Raw genomic sequence first — 21,797 nt, 5'->3', positions numbered from 1 at the left:
AAGGAATGCTCGATAAAATAACACAATCGATTTTACAAATAAAAATTATTTGATTTTTTTTTCAAGCCGGTTCAGTTGAGAAACATCTACAACAAATCGCTTATTCAGAAGCTTGCGGCCAATCAAAACAGGATATTTCATTCCTCCTCTATCGGTGAGCGAAATGCTGGCTTGAATTTTTTTTCTTCCGATTTTTATCGGTGTTTTAATTGTGAATCGACTTTCGAAAACACCACTTGAGTTTTTAATTTTTCGCTTTCCAAAAATTTCAAAACAATAGGTTCTTTGATTGTAATTAGGATGTGATTCGTCGAGCAGTTTGAAGCAAAGCAAAGTTCCCTTTTCATTTTCTTCGGTCCAAATTTTACTGCAATGCAAGGCAGCAGTATAGGCACCTGTATCTATTTTTGCGGTTACATCCTTAAGTTCTAACTCGGGAAATGAAATCTTTTCTCTTCTTCCAATTACTTGGATGGATTTTGTTGCCACATGAATTTATTTTCATGCAAAATAATAAAAAGAATTTAAGGTGTTTTCATTCCAAGCGTGCAGATGTTTTCATTCCAAGCGTTGACGCTTGAAACAACCTTGTTTTTGTTTCAAGCGTCAACGCTTGGAACTAGTATAATTTTTTGACCGATTATCCTGTAATTTTAAGAACCTTTATTTCAGTTCTGCGGTTCATTTGGTGTTCTTCATCGGTACAGGTAACTCCGTCGGCACACTTGTTTAGCAGCTTGGTTTCACCGTATCCCTTAGCTTTCAAACGAGCCGCTTCAATACCTTTACTAATTAGGTAATCGACAGCAGATTTTGCTCTTTTTTCCGAAAGGGTTAGGTTGTATTGATTTGAGGCGCGACAATCGGTATGAGAGCTTAATTCGATATTAATTTTAGCATTATCTTTTAGGAATTGCACCAGTTTATCGAGCTCTAATGCGGCTTCAGGACGGATGTCCCATTTTGCAACATCGTAGTAAATATTCTCAATTACAATTGGTTTGTCGATAATAATAGGCTCTAGAGCAAGGTCCTTTGTTATGCTTTCTCCTAGTTTTGATTTTGGCACAAACACTTTGTCCTTCTTAACAAAATACAGGTCCTTAGATGCTACAATATCGTAATGTGTATTTGGCTTGATGGTATATTTATATTTTCCGTTTTCATCGGCAATTACAAACTCTTCGGTTCCTTCGTCCATATTTTTAAATACCACTTTTGCTCCCGGTAACGGCTTTCCGGTTGCCTTATCTGTAATAACACCTTCTGTAGTGTAAACAGGCTCAACCGGTGGAATCGGTGCCCATTCATAAATTCTATCCTCTCCGCCTCTGTTGCTTGATAGGTAACCACCTTTTCCGTCTGATTTAATGGATAGTGCGAAATCGTCTTTTTGTGAGTTGAGGGGTGCTTTAATATTTTCGGGATTGCTCCAATGACTACCATCCCATTTGCATTTAAAAATATCTAAACCACCTAAACTCAAGTTTCCATCGGATGAAAAATAAAAAGAACTGTCTTCATCATGCACGTATGGAAAGGACTCTTTTCCAGAAGTATTTATTTCGGGTCCCATATTTTCAGGTTTGCTCCATTTAGCCCCCTCCCATTTACTAAAGTAAATATCTGAACTGCCTTTCCCACCAGGCATATCGCTTGTAAAATAAAGCGTTTTTCCATCGGCAGATAAGGAAGGGTGCCCAACAGAATATTCATCACTGTTAAATGGCATTTCTTCATTGCCTTCCCACTTACCGTTTACCAATTTGGCTTTAAATATTTTGAGGTTGTTTTCACTTTTGCTGCTTGCCTTCAATTTCTTTTTAAAGTAATTGCTTCTTGTAAAGTACATTTCATCACCAGTTTTGTTAAACGTAGCTGGGCCTTCATGATATATGCCATTTACATCTCCTTCAATTCCTTGTGGTTTACTCCAGGTAGTTCCTGATTTTTTGGATGTATAAATATCGTAGTAGGACTCGCCTGACCATTCATCTTTTTTTCCACCAATTCCTACCGAAGTTTGTCCTGAAAAAATTACTTCATCCTTTCTTTCTAATGCACCAAAACAGGAGGTAAGCCCATCAATGCTTGCCATATCAATTTTAAATAAACCCTCTTCAGATGTTATAGAAGCGGGATTGTTGTTGGCATCTCGCATTGCTTGTGCAGTTTTGTCATCTGGTTTTAAAGAAATATATTTATCCAACCACGGTTTTGCGGCGTCACGTTTTCCATTATTTATCAATGCTTTGGCGTAATACAAATAATTGATTGGATCCACTCCTTTAATTTTCACTACTTCTGCATACACTTCTTCTGCCTTGTCTGATTTATTTATTTGGCGATAGCTATCTGCAAGGCGAATTTGTGCTTCGTCCGTGACTTTCGATTTCAGTACTTTTTTGTAACCATCGATTGCCGAAACATAATTAAACGACTCGTATTCGCGGTTGGCTTTTTTAAGGTAGTAAGCAGTACATCCGCTCCATAATATAGCAATGAATAGGCAGGGAATTAGTAAGCTGAGTGTTTTCTTCATAGGAAATAATAATTAGAAATAGCGCGGGGTTTTCATTTTTATGATGTCTTCACCAAAGTCATAAGAGAGCATAATCTCGTGAGAGCCTGAGTTAAATTTACTCAGTTTAGAGGTGGTATAGTCGAAAGAGTAACCCACTCTGAAACGATTGTTAATTTGATATTCAACAATAGCCAAAATAGCGTCTCCGGTTCGGTAGGAGGCACCTATACAAAATATGTCATTTAAAAATACATTTACATTTATATCCCCTTCCAGAGGAGCAGCTTTTTGATATTTTAATAGCACAGAGGGCTTAATTTTTACTTGGTCATTAACTGAAAAAACGTATCCGGCATTGATAAAATAATGTCGTCTAACAAAGGAAGATTTTGTAACGTCCAAGTTGAAATTATTTTGAGAATCATACGCAAGCAAGGTGGGAATTGCAATGCCTGCATACAATTTTTGTGTGTAATAATATGCGCCGGCACCGAATTTAGGAAGCCATGCACTTTTTTTATTGTTGGCGAAAACTTTATCGTCTTGATCCCAAACAGTTAGGTCAGAAACAGTAGAGGTGTAGTTTGAAACTCCTCCTTTTGCACCGAAAGATAATTTTCCGGGACCCAACTTAATGTAGTAAGAATAGGTTGCTAATAAATCGGTTTGTTTGGTGACCCCAATTTTATCGTGGGCAATAATTCCCCCAATTCCCATGTGTCGGTCCTTAATTGGTCCATCCAATGAAACTATGCTTGTTTTTGGTGCCCCGCTAAAACCCTCCCATTGTCGACGGTGAATAAGACTTGCACTATAGTATTTATGGCTACCGGCATATCCGGGATTTACGAATAAGCCATTAAACATATATTGACTAATCATAATATCCTGCTGCGCTTTTGTTTCTGCTACTCCGCATAAGAGCAGGAGGGCTAGAAAAAGTTTTCTGCTCTGAAAAAGCAGCACAGTAAGCCGGTGTTGGTTAAGGATTGATTTCATCTTTTCTAGAGTTAATTTTTTACTTGTGCGTTCGTCAATTTTAATTTCTTCTTAAATCCACATACCCTTTCAGGATAATATCTGTGTTTTTAATTTTTAAAACAACATAGTAGGTACCATCAGGAAGCGATTCTCCATTGTTGCTGAGCCCAGTCCAATCACGATAGTAGTTATCTTTTGTATACACTTGATTTCCCCAACGGTTAAATACGATGATGTTGTTGTCCGGATAAATATCTAATCCGTGCACATAAAAATCATCGTTTAAACCATCTCCATTAGGTGAAAAGCCACTTGGCATTTGCAGTTCGAGCGGCTCACGTAATTCGATTGTATCGCTTAATACGCAATTGTACGCATCCGTAATTTTAAGGATGTACACACCTTTGGGTAAATTGTTTAGATTTTGGTTGGAGCTTGCAAAAGTACCTTCGGCATTCACCCAATAGTAATTGTAATTAGGAGTTCCGCCGCTCACAATGGATGTAATAACACCATCGCTAAATCCATAATTGCTTATGTTATAGTTTGCCGGAGGATAGGAGATTGTGCTTAAGTTGATTTTGATTGAATCCGGAATATAAATAGTAACCGGTGCCAAAGTTGCCACACAAGAATTTCCATCTGTAACTGTTACAGCATAGTTACCACTTAACAATCCACTAATATCTTGGCTAGTTTCTCCATTGCTCCAACTATATGTATAGGCAGGAGTTCCTCCACTTACAGTTAAATCAATTGAAGATGGAAGGTATGAACAATCAATTGGCGGGTGTATTTCAGAAAGTGTTAAAGTATTTGGCTCTGATAGCGTAATACACCTGGAGTTGCTTGCACATCCGTTTGTATCTTTAACAACCAGACAGTAGCTACCCGCCGGGATTCCACTGATGTTTTGTGATGTTGCACCGAAAGCATTTGGTCCAGTCCAAGCAAAAGTAAAACCAATTGTACCTCCTGTGTAGGTTGAACTTACTGCTCCATTGCTATGTCCTTTACATGTAATGTTGTAGCCTCCTGCATATACTTGCGCACTTAAAAGTGATGTAATCGTGTCTGGTTGAATCAAGGTATCAGAGTACGATTTAAAGCAATTTATGCTATCGGTAATGAGCACCGAGTAGATTGCCGCCGACAAACCAGAGACATCTTGAGTAACCGCACCGGTACTCCAGCTATACGTATATGGTGCCACACCTCCGGTAACACTTAAGTCGATTGCTCCATTGCTCGTACCATAGCAGGTAACATTATTACCACCTGGATATACAAATGGTGTCAAAATACCTTCGATTGGATTCCCTGGTTGCGTTAAGGTAATTGAATCCGTAAAAGCACAAGTGTTCGTATCAAGCATTACCACAGTATAGGTTCCTGCAAACAAATTGAGGAGGGTATCATTTGATGCTTGTGCAAAACTGGATGAGTCGGCAAAACCATTAGGACCTCTCCAATCAATAGTAAAACCAGGTGAACCACCTGAAAAAGTTAAGAAAATTGAGCCATCGTTTGCTCCGTTGCAGCTTACATTAAAACCGCCTGCCAGCAGAGGGGTAAGTAGGGACCCGGAAAGCGCCGAGGTCGGCTGAGTAAGTGTTTGGCATTGCGTAATAAAGCACCCGTTGGTATCGGTTACAGTAAGGCAATATTGGCCGGCAATTACACCAATTAGATCCTTGCTTGTTGCAGTAAATCCATTTGGTCCGGTCCATGAGAAGCTGTAGCCTTGAGTTCCGCCACTAATATTTGCTATAATAACACCAGAAGAGTCATTGAAGCAACGAATATTTAATCCATTTACATATACCGTTGGTACCAGAGCAAGAGCCAGGGCTGCCGGCTGAGTAAGCGTTATACTGTCTGATTTTGTGCACCCGTTTGCATCTGTAATTATCACATTATATGTTCCGGCAGCTAATCCTGTAAGTGTGTCATTTGCTGAAGTATAGCCGGCAGGACCCGACCAAGCATGAGCAAATGGGCCGGCGCCGCCCACTTCGCTAATGGTAATTGAGCCACTGTTATCGCCATTGCACTGCAAATTATTTCCACCAATAAATCCCGGTGCAACAATGCTATCGTTTAGTTCAAGTGGTTGAGTGAGCGTTACTGTAACAGTTGTATCGCATCCATTTGCATCCGCAACAAGAACAGTGTAGGTTCCGGCAAATAGGCTATCAATATTTGCTCCCGTATTAATTACAGTGCCAGAGCTGTCTGTCCATGAATAAGTATAGGGAGGTGTTCCACCGCCATCAATCAAGTTAATTGCACCTGTGTTTGTTCCCGTACAAGTTATATTAAATCCACCTGCAACCACCACCGGAACAACCTGAGTTGCAATAGGGGTGGGTTGTGTGAGGACAATATTTTTGGTGATGCTGCAGCCATTTGTGTCGTTCACAATAAGTTCATAAGTACCGGCAACAAGAGAGTCAATAGCGGTGCTGTGTAGGTTGTTCACATTGGGCCCTGTCCAAGTATAAGAATAAAGAGTTGTTCCCCCTGTAACAGTTGAGGTAATTGAGCCTGATGCCGTTCCAAAACATGAAATATTATTTCCGCCAATATATGTTGCACTAGCTAGATTTAGATCCAAGGCAACTGGCTCGATTAAGGTATCTGTTCTTACAATCACACACCCATTATCATCCGTTATGGTGGCAATATAAATTCCGGCTACCAGACCCGATAAATCTTCATTCGTGGAGGTGAAAGAATTGGGGCCTGTCCAACTATAGGTATAATTTGGAGTACCGCCTTGTACGTCCAAAGAATCGACTCCATCGCTATTTCCGAAGCAAGAGATATTCCAACCGCCAATAAATTCAGGACTTATAATGCTTGCTAAAAGTATTGGTGGTTCATACAAACTTATGCTGTCTCTGAATTCGCATCCATTGGGGTCGGTTACCAATACATTGTAACCACCAGCAGGCAGGTTAAAAATATCTTGAGTGGTGTCTCCATTGCTCCAGAAAAACTCATATCCGGAGGTACCTCCCGACACGGTTAACGAAATAAAACCTGTTGTGTCCCCGAGGCAACCTATGTTCCAACCGCCATTAAAAAACGAAGGAGCAAGACTTCCTGCTAAAGGATCCGGCTCGGTAAGTGTAACAGCTTTAAACACTTCACAACCATTTGCATCCGTTGCTGTTAAAATATATAAGCCTGCAAAAAGATTGCAAATATCTTCTGCTGTAGATGTATATCCATTAGGACCCGTCCAAGAGTAGGTATAAGGAGGAGTTCCTCCACTTACTGTTGCATCAATACAGCCATCTTGCGCACCATTACAGGATATATTGTTTCCTCCAATAAATGTTCGCTCAGTAGAGTTTAACACCAATAATGGTGGTTGTGTTAAGTTTATACTTGTTGTGGTCATACACCCTTTAGCATCCACAACAACAACTGTATATGTTTTGGCTTTTAATCCATTCAAGTTTTGAGTAAATGCCGGACCAAAACCAGACGCAGTCCAGGTAAATGTGTATGGTGCTGTACCTCCATTTACGACCAAAGAAATACTACCTGTACTTGCACCATTACAAGTTACATTGTATCCTCCATTTACTACCGGGCTAGAAGCTGTTGCACTTAAGTTGGCAACCGGTTGAGTAATGGAATCAACCCCTGAAACAGTACACCCGTTTGCATCGCTTACGGTTAAGTTATAAATACCGGCTGATAAGCCTGATAAGTTGGATGTGTTAGGGCAACCTATACACGCACCAGACCAGGTGTAATTGTAAGCTCCTGTTCCACCGCTCACACTTGCTGCAATTGAACCATTTACTCCGCCAAAGCAATTTACATTTGTAATGCCTGTGAAGTTTAAGTTAAGCGCGGTGGGTTGAGCTATTGTAAAATGAATTGGAGTTGTTCCACAATTGTTAGCATCCGTTATCACTACACTATAAGAGCCAGCTGCTAAACCTGAAGGATTTGAGATATTACCAATGGTGTTCGGAGTCCATGCAAAATTAAAAGGAGCCAAACCACCGTTTACATTAACTGTTATTGCCCCTGTTAAGGCACCATTACACAATACATTTGTTATTGTGGATGAAACCAAGGTTGAGTCTAATGCTGGCAACGTAGGAATTACCGCAGTTGCTTGCGCCGGGCAATTATTTGCATCACGCACAAAAGCAGTGTAGGTACCGCCAACTAAATTTATTGCAACTTGGCTTAACTGTGCAGGAATTGTGTTCCAGCTGTAGCTATATCCGCCCACTCCACCAGAGGCAATTGCCTTAATGCTACCTCCGGCAGCACCGTTACAGCCTGCAAGAGTAACAACTGAATCGTTCACAAAAACCGGTGTGGGTTGACTAAGTGTAAAACTGGTGTCGGAAGAAAAACATCCATTCGCATCACCAATTTGCACAGTATAGGTGCCTGCAACTAAATTATTAATCGTCGCAACGTTTCCAAATGGAGCACCGGGGCCAGACCAATTGTAAGAAAATGCACCCGTGCCACCTGTTACTAGTAAGCTAATGTTTCCAGTGTTTCCACCAAAGCAAGCAATGTTAAATCCGTTTGGATTGGGAATACTTGCAACAGGATGAATTGGGTCGGGTTGAGTGAGTGTAATACTTGTGGTTGCAGAACAAAAATTAGTATCATTTACAGTAACCGAATATAAGCCGGCTGCCACTCCAACTAAGTCTTGAGTGCTTGATGTGAACCCATTAGGGCCTGTCCATGTGAATGTATAGGGTGCTGAACCACCGGTAACAGCAAGGCTTATTGCTCCTGTGGGCAAACCATTACATAATATCGCTGTTTGAACACTTGCATTTGCTACAACAGTAGCAGGTTCTGTAACTACAATTTGATGCTCGGGATTAGGGTTAGAACAACCGCTTGCATCCGTAATGGTTACCGTATAATTTCCCGCCCCTATACTACAAATAGAACTTCCAGATGGGAATGGTGCCCCGGGACCCGACCAGGAATAATTGTATGGAGGAACACCGCCAGATGCAGAGGTACTTAAACAACCGGTTGTTGTTCCGCTGCAGGTAACCGTTGTTGAAACAGATAAGTTTGAGGTAATTGAATCCGGTTCTGTCATCACAATCAATTCGTTGTCGATACAACCATTTTGATCGGTAACTAAAAGCTCGTATGTACCAACTAATAAACTATTGATATTTGCTGTTGTTGCAGCTATTACTCCCGCAGGATTTGTTTTTGTCCATGTTCTGGAATAGGGTGGAGTACCTCCTGAGGTTGTTGTATTGATAAAGCCATTGCTTCCATTGTTGCACTGAATTTGAAAGCCTCCCGGATAGGTTGAATTCGTGTGATTCGTAACAAGCGAACTGGGTTGGCTTACGGTAATTGCTGTAGTATCTTTACAACCATTTGCATCCGTTATAATCACCGTATAGGATCCATTGTCCAATAAGCTCAAATCCTGAGTAGTAACATTCACAGTACTTGGACCATTCCAATTGTAGGTATAAGGTGAGACTCCTCCAAAAGGGGTGATATCAATAGCTCCTGTTTTAGATCCATTTGCGCACAAAGTTGCTGTCATTACAAAAGCTAATGAGTCATCACTGGGTTGAGTAAGTGTAATACTGGTTGAGGTTGAGCATCCTTTTGAGTCATTCACAATCACATCATAAAGGCCAGCTGCAACGCCATTCAAATCTTCTGTATTTGCCACGAATGTGCTTGGCCCACTCCAAGTGTATGTAAATGCTGGATTACCTCCGGTTACGGTTAAATTAATTGTTGTTGTGCCCCCATTACATCCAATGTTAAATCCATTGAAATTGGTAGACGATGCAACAGCAAATAAAGTGCCGGTAGGCTGCGTTATAGTTGCATTGCGGGTAATTGGTGTAGCACACCCATTATGGTCAAAAACTTGCACGGAATAGTTTCCGGCAACTAAATTTGCTGCAAGAGCATTGTTATTTACAAAAGGTCCACCGGGTCCTGTCCAAGAGTAATCATATACTCCACTTCCACCACTAGCTGTTACAACAATCTGACCATCGGTATTTCCAAAGCATGTCACAGCTGTAATGTCACTTGGATTTATTACTGCTGCCAATGCTGAGTTGGGTTGAGTAATGATAACAGAAAGTATGACTGTATTAGTACACCCATTATTATCACGGATAGTAACCGTGTATGTTCCAACCGCTAAGTTCGTAGCATTTGGACCGGTTTGTCCATTACTCCAGGTATAGTTGTAGGCTCCGCTTCCGCCACTTCCTTGTGCTGTTGCAGCTCCGGTGTTTCCTCCAAAACAAAGAATGTCGGTAGAAGAAGTTATTGAACCTCCAAGTGCAATGTTTGGTTCTGTTATGGTAATAGTTCTTATTTCCGGTGTGGGACAATTATTATTATCACGAACATAAACGGTGTAGGTTCCTGCGGTTAACCCGCTTATACTTGCTGTTGTTGCAGCGCCGGTAATCCAAGAGTAGTTATAAGAACCGCTTCCTCCGGATGCTAGTACTGTTGCCACCCCTGTTGATCCGCCTTTGCAAAAAACATTGGTTTGTGAAGTGGTTGCATTTAATGCCGATGCGGGCTGTGTAATTGTTGTAGATGCCTGAACTGTGGTGACACAACCATTTACATCCGTTACAAAAACGGTATAAGAACCACTGGCCAATCCAACCGCGGTCAAGCCGTTTTGAGAAGGGCTTGTATTCCATGAAATGGTATAGCTACCGCTGCCACCGGTTATTACAGCGGTAGCTGTTCCGGTAGCTCCGCCAAAACAAGTATTATCGGTATGTGTTGGAATACTAACTCCTAAGGTTCCACTTGGTTGCGTAACTGTTGCTTGAAGCGTGAAAGGAATAGTACACCCATTTCGGTCAAAAACTTGAACTGTATATGTTCCAGCAATTAGTCCGCTTGCGGTAGGGCTGTTGTTAATAAAGGAACCACCTGGTCCGCTCCAAGAATAATCAAAGATTCCACTACCACCGGTAGGCGAAACCGTAACCGTTCCATCGTTGCCACCAAAACATGAAATATTTGTGTTACTTATTGTTCCACCCATTGCAAATGTGGGTTCAGTAATTGACACATTAATAATAACTGGACTTGTGCAACCATTGGCATCTCGCACTGTTACTTGATAACTTCCCGCACATAGATTTGATGCAGTAGCGCCTGTTTGAACCGGTGTGGTTGTCCATGTATAAGTATAAACTCCACTTCCTCCACTCGCATTTATGGTTGCGGAACCTGTGCAAGCTCCCTTGCAAAACACATTTGTTTTTGTTCCTAAAACGGCATTAAAAACAACAGCGGGTTCAGTAATAGTTACTGATAAATTAACCGGTGTAGTACAACCATTGTTATCAAAAACATTAACCGAATAGGTTCCTGCAACTAAACCACTAGCTGTTGCGGTAAGCTGTCCGTTGCTCCATGAGTAGGTATAAGCGCCACTTCCTCCTGAACCAGCTGCTGTTGCAGAGCCGGTTGCCAAACCTTTACAAAGCACATTACTTTGCGAGGTAATGGAAGCTGATAAAGCACTTGTTGGTTGTGTTATTACCACAGGAACAGAAACCGCACAATTTCTAACATCACGTACTGTAACACTGTATGAACCTGCTGTTAATCCGGTTGCTGTGGCAGCATTTTGCCCATTGCTCCAAGTGAATGTGTAAGGGCTGGTACCTCCTACAGGGCTTACTGTTGCTGTGCCGGTTGCTCCTCCATTACAAAACACATTTGTTTGTGCTGAAATGGATGCTGTTAACGAAGCTGTTGGCTGAGTGATGGTAACCGTATTTGTTGCCACACAAGCATTCACATCACGAACCGTAATTGTATATGTGGCTGGAGGCAGGTTTGTTGCTGTTGCGGTATTTTGTACCGGCGATGAATTCCACGTGTAGGTGTAAGGTGTTGTACCTCCTGTAGGAGTAACTGTTGCTGTACCATTGGCCAAACCGAAACAGGAAACCGGGGCACTTGAACTCACCGTTGCGGTTAAATTTCCGGTAGGTTGTGTTAATGTAATGCATTGCCCTCCTAAGCCATTTGTACATCCATTTACATCACTTACCGTGACGCAATATGTACCTGCGCCTAATCCACTTGGGCTTTGTGCGTTTGATGTAAAGCCTCCCGGTCCGGTCCATGTAAATGTATAGGGAGCTGTACCTCCTGAAGGATTGCTTGTAATAGACCCGGTTGTAGACCCATTACATGCCACGTTAAATCCACCTGTAACCGTTGGGGATGTTAATCCTCCTGTGAGAGGCCCGGGTTGGGTTATCGTAAAATTTTGTGAAACTGAACAGCCTTTAGCATCGGTTACTGTTACACTGTAGGAACCGGGTCCTTTGTTCGTTTGATCTTTTGAAGAAACTGTTACTCCAGGCCCTGACCAGCTATATGAATAGGTTCCTAAACCACCCGTTGGATTCAATACAATGGACCCATTGTTTGCGCCATTACAAAGAACATTAGTAACAATAGGGTTTAGCACTATGTTACTAACTTTAATATTTGTTCTCCTTATATTACTGCAGGCGCCTGCTGTAGTGGTCAAAGTGTATGTCGTTGTTACTGTTGGTGAAGCTATTGGGTTTTTAATATTAGAGGCGCTTAAATTTGTTGTTGGGCTCCAGCTTGCTGTAAGTCCTGCGGTAGTTGCTGTTAACTGAACGGATTGTCCCGGACAAATTGAATCTTTTGGGGGGTTTATTGTTACATACAGAGAATCATGTATTTCAATTAAAAGACTATCTGTTGGAGGAACACCTGTACACAAAGGATTCCCTACATAAACTTTTACAGTTTCAATACCTTCTGTTATTCCATCATTAATAGGTGTAAGCACAAATGTAGCGGTTGCCACGTTTGCAGGAAAGGTAACAGTTGTTCCGGCATTGCTAACGGTATAATCCGTGTTCTTAATAGCAGTTCCTCCGAAAGAAAATGGTACATTAAGAATTTTATTGTTAACCGGTGTGCGTGTAAATGTTACAGTTGCAGGATTACAGCCTTCAATCATTTGAGGAATCAAGCTAGCTGTTACATAAGAAACATTCACATTATTGCTTTCAATTTTTTCAATAAACACACCTGAATCCCACTTTCTGTCGGATGCATCCGCGATTACTAATTTTAAGTGATACGTTTGACAAGGTGTTACAGCCGAAATTGCAACCAAGTTTTTTGTGAATCCATCGTATTGAATTGTTTGACCGGGAGGAGTTTCATTGTTGAAGTAATAAGCACAATTCGTACAAGGGCCGGTATTTGTTGTTCCGTTGTTTACTGTATTGATGGTACAAGGAGCGCCTCCTGGGATGATGGCAATGTTTTTTGTACCAACAATTCCGGGACCCGAAATGAAAAATCCAAACACATCGTTAAATTGCGAATTCACCCATTCCGCATATTCTTCTGAGGCAAACGTATATTTAAACTTCAAGGTATCGCCCTCCGGAATTACATCAAATTCAAATACACAAGCATCGAAGGTTGTTCTTCCAGACACTGAATTTAACAGCACATCACCAGGGGTTCCCACTTGCACCGATTTGTTGCCAACATTATTTGGACCTATTGCGTCAGTTGCCAAACCGGAGGTTAAAATAACACCGGCAGGAGAATTTAAATTGGTGGATGTTGAAGTGTAACTTCCGTATCCGTTAGCTCCGCAAACAACTGTGGGGTTTATAATTTTTACGCCATTACCCGCAATAGTTTGGGCCATCTGAAGCGGAGTTTGTGAAGTATTTACAATCAACTGTGCATGCAGTTTTCCTGTAAAAATAAGGAGCATAACTGCCGTGAATAAAAGAGATAGCTGTTTTTTCATAATTCCGCCTGTTTACAATGGTTATAGAGTACTGTACAATATGAGTGCTTTGATATACTTAGCTTTTAATAGAATGTTTCCAAAAATAGAAATGTAATGTGTATGTTTTTGTTCTCTCAATTCAAAAGTTTTAAACATTAATTCCTTTATAATATTTGCATACTGATTACGCGTTTCAAATATCTCTTGTTACTTTTTTCTTGTTAAATCTACTAATTATTCTGTGAAATGTATAATTGCGGGTACCGTTAACTGTTTTGGTGCTAGAAACAAAAAATGGGAAGCGGGCAAAAAGCCGGCTTCCCATTTTTTAGTGAGCACAAACTACTTTACCACTCCATTTTTCGGCTAACTTTTTTAGCGTCAAAAACCAACTCAATAGTATATATTCCTTTGGCTAATTCAGGCATTTCTATTCTTGATTTTCCTGCGTTTTGCGCCACAATAGTTTGAGTAATTCCAACTTGTTTTCCAAGGGCATCATACACATTCACTTTAATTTTTGTAGCATTTTTAAAGTTATAATTCGCGAGTAGTCCTTGTTCATTTTTTGTTAGGGTTACACTTTCGGCTGCAGCAACAGCATTTACCCCTGTTACATCATCTACCACAATTTGAACCGTACTGGTTTGTGGTGCGCTGCAACCGGCATTGTTGCTAACTGTAAGACTTACATTATAGGTTCCAACTGCACTAAAAGTATGGCTAGGGTTTTCAGTTGTTTCTATCGGGCTTCCATCTCCGAAATCCCAAGAATAGGTGCTTGCTCCGGTGCTGGTATTCGTAAAGTTCACAGTGGTGTTGCCGGGTAAGCTAACAGCATTGGTACTTGGTATCATGGATGCGAAAAGCGCATCTATACCAAAATGCAAAGTGAACCTTTCGTAACTTGAAGCTGTATCAATTGCTGAAGCAAAAGTATAACTGCTGTCCAAATGCAAATCAACAGTTGTGTTGGTTAATTTATCTTCAAAGGTAAGACAGCTTACATTTGCAAAATTTTGCAGCCCAACAAAGCTAATGGTATGAGTTCCTGCAGTATTTACCTTTACACGTATTGGTAAATCAAAGTTGCTGCTCAATTCATCCACGGAATTAATTGCATATTCCACGCCCAACAATTTGGATGAGATGTTTGACGCTGCCGCATTAAAGCTTATGAGCTTACGTGCATCATAATCTGCATCAAAATTACTTGTAGCTCCATCACCCGCCCTTAGCACTGTTTCATCAAAATAGGTTCCGTTTAGCGCATTTAATTTCAAACGCAATATACCAGTAGCTGTTGTGTTGCCTACTTTATAAAAGGTTGCATTGTTACCCACCTTGATATCTTCTTCGGCAGTTAATACCGGACTTGTTGCATTCGCGTGTATTAAAAAGGCTTGTGATGAGGCAATGATATTGGTTCCACCGTTTGTTCCAACTCCCGGAAGCATCCCAATTGGACCCACATAACTTGCATAATAGTCGTTGATTCTATCATACACATAAATGGCGTTGTCCACGTTTGTTTTCGTCCAAGATGGAGAGTCCCAATCTATCGCTGAACAATAAGGATTGTTTAATAAGTTCCATCCATCCTCAATAAGCCCGGCTGAAGCAGTGAAGGTGGGATTCAGAGGCTGCGTTCCCATGAGTGGTTCACCTTTTACATCTATCGTTTTACTGCCTATGTTTACGGCACTTACATCTAACCACACATAATAACCCTTTTTAGGATCAACGGTATTTGTAACATTGGTTGCCTGAATATAGGCATTCGGATTGTCAACAAGGCCCGGTATTGATTCGTCATAAGTATAAACAGAGTTGAAAATACCTGGTCCATAGGTCGAACCGGTATAGCCCGAAGTGGCAAAATCGTCTTGCCATTGAGCAAGGGTAGCATTGGTTACCGGCATGCCTATGGTTGACCAGTTAGTTCTTCCAGCAGGGATAAAACGCTGCATGACAACATCTCCCACAATCGTTCCTCCGGCAATAACATCAATTCTGGCTGTGTTTGTTGCGGTAGAAAGCAAGGTAAAGTTAAAGCCGGTTGTTGTAAATGCACCATCAGTTAAATAAAGTGCATCTATTAAATTAAGATCTGCATCCATCTCTGCTCCTGCAGGATTGTCAATTTCAATATCGTAGTATTTCGAGTCTGGCAGCAAGGCGGGAACTGTTTGTAATGCCGATCCATTAAACACAACGGTACTGTTGCTTACATCGTAATTGCTGGCTCCGGGAGTAAAATCACCTGAAACCCCAATGTTGTCGGAATTATCTAAAAGCCTATCTCCGCCGCCAGAGCTGCTTAAGTTGGCATAGTCATAAGCGGTAATTGTTTGACTCGATGCCGAAGTATAATCGATAGTAGAAGCAGCACCCGTTGTAAATGAAATTCCTGTGGCTATACCTGTTGTGGCACTGCCCGAAAATCCATCGGCAACACTTGTTCCGAATGTACCGTTAATTGTTACACTTCCTGAACCGGTTATTTGATTCGCTGCCATATTTAAAGTTGCTCCTGCATCAATTGTAACTGGTCCTGCAGTTGTAATTGGCCCGCTTGCTAAACTTCCTCCCGAGATAATTAATGAACCTCCGGAGCTTATTGATATAGAATTTGCAGCTTGCGCTCCACTGTATATCTTTGGATAGTTTGGTGCTCCGTTAGAAATAACAACATTGGTTATAGCTGTTGGAACCCCTCCACACCAATTGAGTGGGTTAGCCCAATCGTCGCTCACGCCTCCAATCCATGGGCCTGCGGTAACCAAAACGTTTAAGCTGGAGCTGGATGCGGTGCATGGGTTGTTGGAGATGGTCCATACCAAAACATAGGTTCCAATCCCTCCTGAAGGAGTAAAGGTAGCCGCAGGATCGGAAACACTGCTAAATTGCACAACGTTTGTGCTTGGACCACTTTGAATTGACCAAGCTCCTGTACCTATAGAGGGTGCATTGGCCGCAAGAGTTGTAAAACTGCCGTTGCAAAAAGTTTGATTGCTTCCGGCGACAGAACCAGTAGGATTTTGGTTAAAGGTAATAGTAACCTCATCAAAACTATCCGCACAAGGAGCGTTAGAAATAGTCCAGCGCAACACATAGCTTGTTCCTGCTGTACCGCTAAAAGTTGATGAGGGATCAGAATCCAAACTAAACGATCCACCAGCTCCCGATTGTATACTCCATGCTCCAATACCATCAGAAGGAACGTTTGCCGCTAAGGTTACACTGGTTAGTCCACAAGTTAAAATATCTATTTGATCGGGGCCAGCAGCAGCAGTAGTTGGGTTTTGGTTAAAGGTAATGCTTACTTCATCAAAACTATCTGTACATGGTGCATTAGAAATAGTCCAACGCAAAACATAACTTGTTCCTGCTGTTCCGCTAAAAGTTGCTAAGGGATCTGATGCCAAACTAAACGATCCGCCAGTTCCCGATTGTATGCTCCATGCTCCCGTTCCAACCGAAGGAGCATTTGCCGCTAAAGTTACGCTGGTTAGTCCACAAGTTAAGTTATCTATTTGATCAGGGCCTGCGGCTGCAGCTGTTGGGTTTTGATTAAATGTAATGGTTACTTCATCAAAATTATCAGTACAAGGTGCATTAGAAATAGTCCAACGCAACACATAGCTTATTCCAGCTGTTCCGCTAAAAGTTGCCAAGGGATCTGATGCCAAACTAAACGATCCGCCTGCTCCCGATTGTATGCTCCAAGCTCCCGTTCCTATGGAAGGAGCATTTGCCGCTAAGGTTGCACTGGTTAAGCCACATGTTAAATTACTAATTTGATCGGGGCCTGCGGCTGCAGCAGTTGGGTTTTGGTTAAAAGTAATGGATACTTCATCAAAACTATCGGCGCAAGGAGCGTTTGAAATGGTCCAACGCAATATATAACTTGTTCCTGCTGTTCCATTAAAATCCGTTGTTGGAGAGGTCGCATCAATAAAAGATCCACCGGATCCTGATTGGATGGTCCATGAACCCATTCCTACTAATGCTGTATTGGCTGCCAAGGTTACTGTTGTTAATCCACAGGTGTTGATATCTGTTTGGTCGGGACCAGCTAAAGCACCCGTTGGATTATCGTTTACAGTAATTGTTGTGGATGCGGTAGTGCTAAGCCCATTGCCATCTTTTGCAGTTACTGTATATATGGTTGTTGCGGTAGGTGCTGTAACAACCGGATTGGCAATTGTTGTGCTACTTAAAAAGGTTGCCGGACTCCAGCTATAAGTTGCAGTTGCGTCGCCGGTAAAGGAAGTTCCAAGATTTACATTTGTTCCGGTGCAAACCGTAACTCCTCCCCCTGTTATGCTAACACTTGGGTTGGCACCTGTAATTCCGCTAACTACTGTGGTTAATGCTGCCGAAATAGAAACGCTTGTTGTGGTGAGCGTGTTGCTTCCCAAAGCACTGTACTTCACCCAAGGGTTACTTGCTTGCACAAAGGTTCCTGTTAAACTTGCCCCCGAAATACTTGCTTCAGTACCAGCGATATCGGCCCCGATACCTGTGTAAGTAGCTGTTGCAATTACAGCACAAGAGGTAACACCTGCTTGAGTAATGCTCCAAAATCGGTTTAAAAAATTGGTTGTACTTTGGTTGTTAGGATGTTTGGTGTTGGTAACTTTTATTGCAAGGTAGGCATTGCTGTAAGGGCCTCCTGTAACAGCGAGTGTAATAGGAGAGTATTCGATGGTGCCCACATCGTCTCCAACCGGATACAGATAGGAACCGTTGGCGGTAAACGTTCTTCTTAACTCTCCCCCTCCACTCGCAATAATCATGTTGGAAGAATTTAGTGTTCCTGCAACCGCAGCTGCTCCCAAAGTTAAATTAAATGTGGAAAGGTTTAGCCTTCCCGAACTTAAGGTTAATGTACCTGCAATGCTTTGCGCAGCTCCTAAAACAGCTCCAAAACTATTGCTCAAAGTTAAATCATTAAACGTTGTACTTGCAGTACCACCAATGGTTTGAGAAGCACCCCCATTTAAGTTTACTGTTCCGCCGTTGCTTGTAAAGGTGTTTCCATTGGTCCAATTTCCTGCTACATTCATAGTGGCATTCAACGGCCCGGTTAGAGAAGAAGCGGCAGCAATGGTTAAATTATTGAAGGAGGTGGTGGAGGATCCACTCATTACACTTGTTCCGTTAAATGTTACTGTACCGGAGTTGTGGGTAAAGGTGCCATTGTTTACCCAGTTTGCTGCAACATTTATGTTGGCTGCAGCAGGGCCGCTTAGGGTTCCGGTAACCGTGAGGTTATTAAAAGAGTTGGTGGATGCTCCGCTTATCACACTTGTGCCATTAAAGTTGATGGTGGATGTTCCTGCTGTGAAAGCTCCGTTATTAATCCAGTTTCCTGCAATGTTGTGTGTAAAGGTACTTGCTGCAAAAATGGTTGTTGCTGTGGTATTTATCCTTAAATCGCCGGCAACGGTTAATGCCGCGCCGGCTGTTTTTGTTCCTGCTGTGCTAATGGTTAAGTTTCCGTAAGCGGGGGTGCCACTAATTGTTTGAGTTGCCCCGTAATACTCAACCGTGCTTGCTGCATTAAAAACACAACGCGAAGTAGTAAACAAGGTTGGAAAGTTTAAAGTAGTTCCGCCCGACATTCTAAAAGTGGCTCCACTGGCTATTGTAAATGTTTTTGCCGGAGTGGCATTTCCCACTATTTGAATTGCTGCCGCATCAAACACACCGTTGTCGATTGCAAGGTTTCCGTTTACTGTAGCTGCTCCGGTAAGTGTAACCTTATTTGCGTTAACAGCCCCTGTATTGGTTATTGTAAGGTCATTCATTGTGGTGGTAGCAAAAGCTGTGTTTTGATTTGCCGTTCCATTAAAGATGTAATTTGCTGCGTTGTTAAATGTTCTAGTATTAACAGAGGTAGAAATGCTACCGGTGGTCCCAGAAACAACACCATTTACGTTGGCTGTAACCAAGGTTCCACCCGATGCAAGCACAAAGGCACATCCGGTAGCAGCACCACCAGAAATTGCAGGAGCCAAAGCTCCGCAATCCAATTTTCCGTTTACTGTAAAGATTGAAACCGGATTGGTATTCGCGCCCAAAGGCAAATTTGTTAAGAGTTGTAGAACAGAGCCACTATTAACAGTAAAAGAAGTATATGGCTGAACAGTTGCTGAGGTAGAAAAAGTTTGAGTAACGCCCCCCCCATTAAAGAAAAACCCTCCATTAATTGGTGTTCCTGATGTATAACAAGCTCCAGTTCCGGTTTTAACATAATTGCCCGAAATCCGAAACTGGTTGCTTTTTGCAGTACCATTATTACCGAAGTCGACCAATCTGTTTGAGGTACTCGATGCAGTATAGTTGGTTGTTTGAAAAATTGACACATTGGCAACAGCAGCGCCCCCGTCATCCATCTTCAATGTGGCCGTTCCGCTAATTGTTGTGCCGGCAGCTCCGTTTACAGTTGTTGTTGCACCAAGTCCAGTACTCGTTTTTTGCATAAAAAATGAACTACTTCCCGAAAGTGTAAAGCCTCCTGTAACAATTAAACTGAATGCTGTAGCACCATTATTTTGGTTATAGGTACCTGCGCTTTGAAGAAAATCTCCACTCACTGTTGTGTTAATTCCTTGACTAATTGTACCTGTACATGTTAGGTTGGGAAAGCTCGTAGTTGCTGTTCCACCAATGGCACAGGTTCCACTTAAGGTAACTGTACCAGAGCCAGATACTGTTGACCCATTGTTTGTCCAATTGCCACTTACTCCCAAAGTACTATTCACAATAAGGGTGGTAGTGTTGTTTAGAGTAATGTTATTACAAACTGCCGCTGCACTTATGGTTGGTTGAAAAGTACCTGTACCAATAATAATATTATCGGAGGCGGTAGGCACTGTTAAGGTGTTCCAGTTTGATCCAGTTGCCCAGTCTATGCTGGTTCCTCCGGTCCAAGTAAAGGCTGCAGTTGTAACAGTAGCAGATGAGCCGGTAGTGTTATAGCACAGTGTTCCACTATTGTATTCGTACACAATAAATGTGTATCCGGTTAAAATAGCCAATCCAGTCACTGCTACCGAGGTTCCAGTGCCATTGTACACCACAAAATTACCTGCACCTGTAGTGTTACCCGAACCAAATACGCTATTGGCGGTGTAGCTTACTCCACCGGTTGGTGTAACATTTCCTGTTGCGGTTAACCTTGCCACAACAATAACTCCTCCTGTTCCATTTCCACGCGTCCAGTTTACAGTTGTTCCAACAGCAGTTGTGGCAGTAAATGCGCCGATAGTTGCTTGGGTGGTTGGGGCTGTAACCGTTACTGTTGCAGTATTGTTAACAGCAGTATTGGAATTACAATTATTAGGAGATGCATTTCCAGAAGCCAAATTTGTTACGGTTATAGTGGATGTTGCAGGAAGTGCTATAGTTGTAAAGCTTCCTGTTCCAGGAGCTCCAGCTGTAAACGACATGGTTGCTGTGTTGCCTGAAGTTGCAGGGTTGGTGGTGCTATACGTTACTGTGTACGTGCCGGTTGCCATTGATGAGGAGCGCAGTGTAACAACCGATGTTCCGTTGGGGCAAATTGGACCTGTAGCTGTTGCTGCTGAAGTAAGCGCATAAGCTGCCGGGCAGGTCCAGGTAATTATTACTCGGCCGTCGGCTCCATCGCCGCCAGATCGAGTGCCATCATCGCTACCACCACCACCACCACCGGGCACCGAACCGGGACTGCCATCTGTGCCATCACCCCCATTACCACCTTTTCCTCCATTGGTTGGAGCCGCAGCAGCGGTTATTGTTGACCAGGTACCTGGTCCTGAGGTTCCATTCGCGGCAGTGCCGGCAGAAGATCCTCCTGGTCCTCCTCTTCCGTTGTTGTTATTTATCCCCGTTCCGCCTGATCCTCCCACAAATCGTGTTGTTCCTGTTCCCAAAACTCCTCCAGCGCCACCAACTCCTCCATTGCCACCTGCCGGAGCAAAACCTCCTCCTCCGCCTTTTGCTGTTAACACTCCTGTGGCTGCACTAAACCAGGAGTCAAGTCCAGGACCTCCATTGCCAGTGCTGCCGGTACCACCCGTGCCCACTGTAACAGTATAAGAAGTTCCTGAAGTAACTGCAACTGTTGTAGATTTACTATACCCGCCGCCGCCGCCGCCGCCGCCGCCATCAGCATTAGTTGTATTTCCCCCACCAGCTCCACCGCCACCCCAAGCTTCAACCGTTATAGTGGATACCCCCGCAGGGCAAACCCATGCTCCGGTAGCCGAATAGGTTTGTGGTGACTGGCCAAATGCTTGTTGCAAGTGGATAAATGAAAAAGCAAAAGCTAAACTTAAGCAAATAAAAATCCTTTTAAAATGGTTGGTTATTGGTTTCATGATCGTGTGGTTTAATTAATTAGTGATACTAAAAGCCGCAATTGCTTTAAAAATTAAATGAACCATAAAATCAATCGCGGTGTTT

General features: G+C 42.4%; 5 protein-coding genes. All 5 read right to left on the bottom strand.

Annotated features, from left to right (window positions below):
- Positions 1 to 45 precede the first annotated feature (45 nt).
- On the bottom strand, positions 46 to 495 hold the full coding sequence (locus IPP32_03735; protein ID MBL0047190.1) for an ATP-dependent zinc protease: 450 nt from the start codon (positions 493 to 495) through the stop codon (positions 46 to 48).
- 145 nt (positions 496 to 640) lie between these two features.
- Positions 641 to 2,542 (bottom strand): OmpA family protein, encoded by a 1,902-nt coding sequence (locus IPP32_03730; protein ID MBL0047189.1) that lies wholly within the window; start codon positions 2,540 to 2,542, stop codon positions 641 to 643.
- A gap of 12 nt (positions 2,543 to 2,554) precedes the next feature.
- On the bottom strand, positions 2,555 to 3,523 hold the full coding sequence (locus tag IPP32_03725) for a type IX secretion system membrane protein PorP/SprF (protein MBL0047188.1): 969 nt from the start codon (positions 3,521 to 3,523) through the stop codon (positions 2,555 to 2,557).
- Positions 3,524 to 3,563: 40 nt separating this feature from the next.
- Positions 3,564 to 13,358 carry a choice-of-anchor L domain-containing protein gene (locus IPP32_03720; protein MBL0047187.1) on the bottom strand — a complete coding sequence of 3,265 codons (9,795 nt, stop codon included), beginning with the start codon at positions 13,356 to 13,358 and terminating at the stop codon, positions 3,564 to 3,566.
- A gap of 329 nt (positions 13,359 to 13,687) precedes the next feature.
- Positions 13,688 to 21,712: a PKD domain-containing protein gene (locus tag IPP32_03715; GenBank protein ID MBL0047186.1), complete on the bottom strand. Its 8,025-nt coding sequence runs from the start codon at positions 21,710 to 21,712 to the stop codon at positions 13,688 to 13,690.
- Positions 21,713 to 21,797: the final 85 nt, after the last annotated feature.

The organism is Bacteroidota bacterium, from assembly GCA_016721765.1.
Lineage (GTDB): Bacteria > Bacteroidota > Bacteroidia > UBA4408 > UBA4408 > UBA4408.
The sequence above is the reverse complement of the archived record's forward strand: the minus strand, read 5'-3'. Positions and strand labels throughout refer to the sequence as shown.

Bases quoted from the DNA above. Each gene is read 5' to 3' on its own strand.
- IPP32_03730 (MBL0047189.1), bottom strand. From the start codon at position 2,542: ATGAAGAAAACACTCAGCTTACTAATTCCCTGCCTATTCATTGCTATA.
- IPP32_03725 (MBL0047188.1), bottom strand. From the start codon at position 3,523: ATGAAATCAATCCTTAACCAACACCGGCTTACTGTGCTGCTTTTTCAG.
- IPP32_03720 (MBL0047187.1), bottom strand. From the start codon at position 13,358: ATGAAAAAACAGCTATCTCTTTTATTCACGGCAGTTATGCTCCTTATT.
- IPP32_03715 (MBL0047186.1), bottom strand. From the start codon at position 21,712: ATGAAACCAATAACCAACCATTTTAAAAGGATTTTTATTTGCTTAAGT.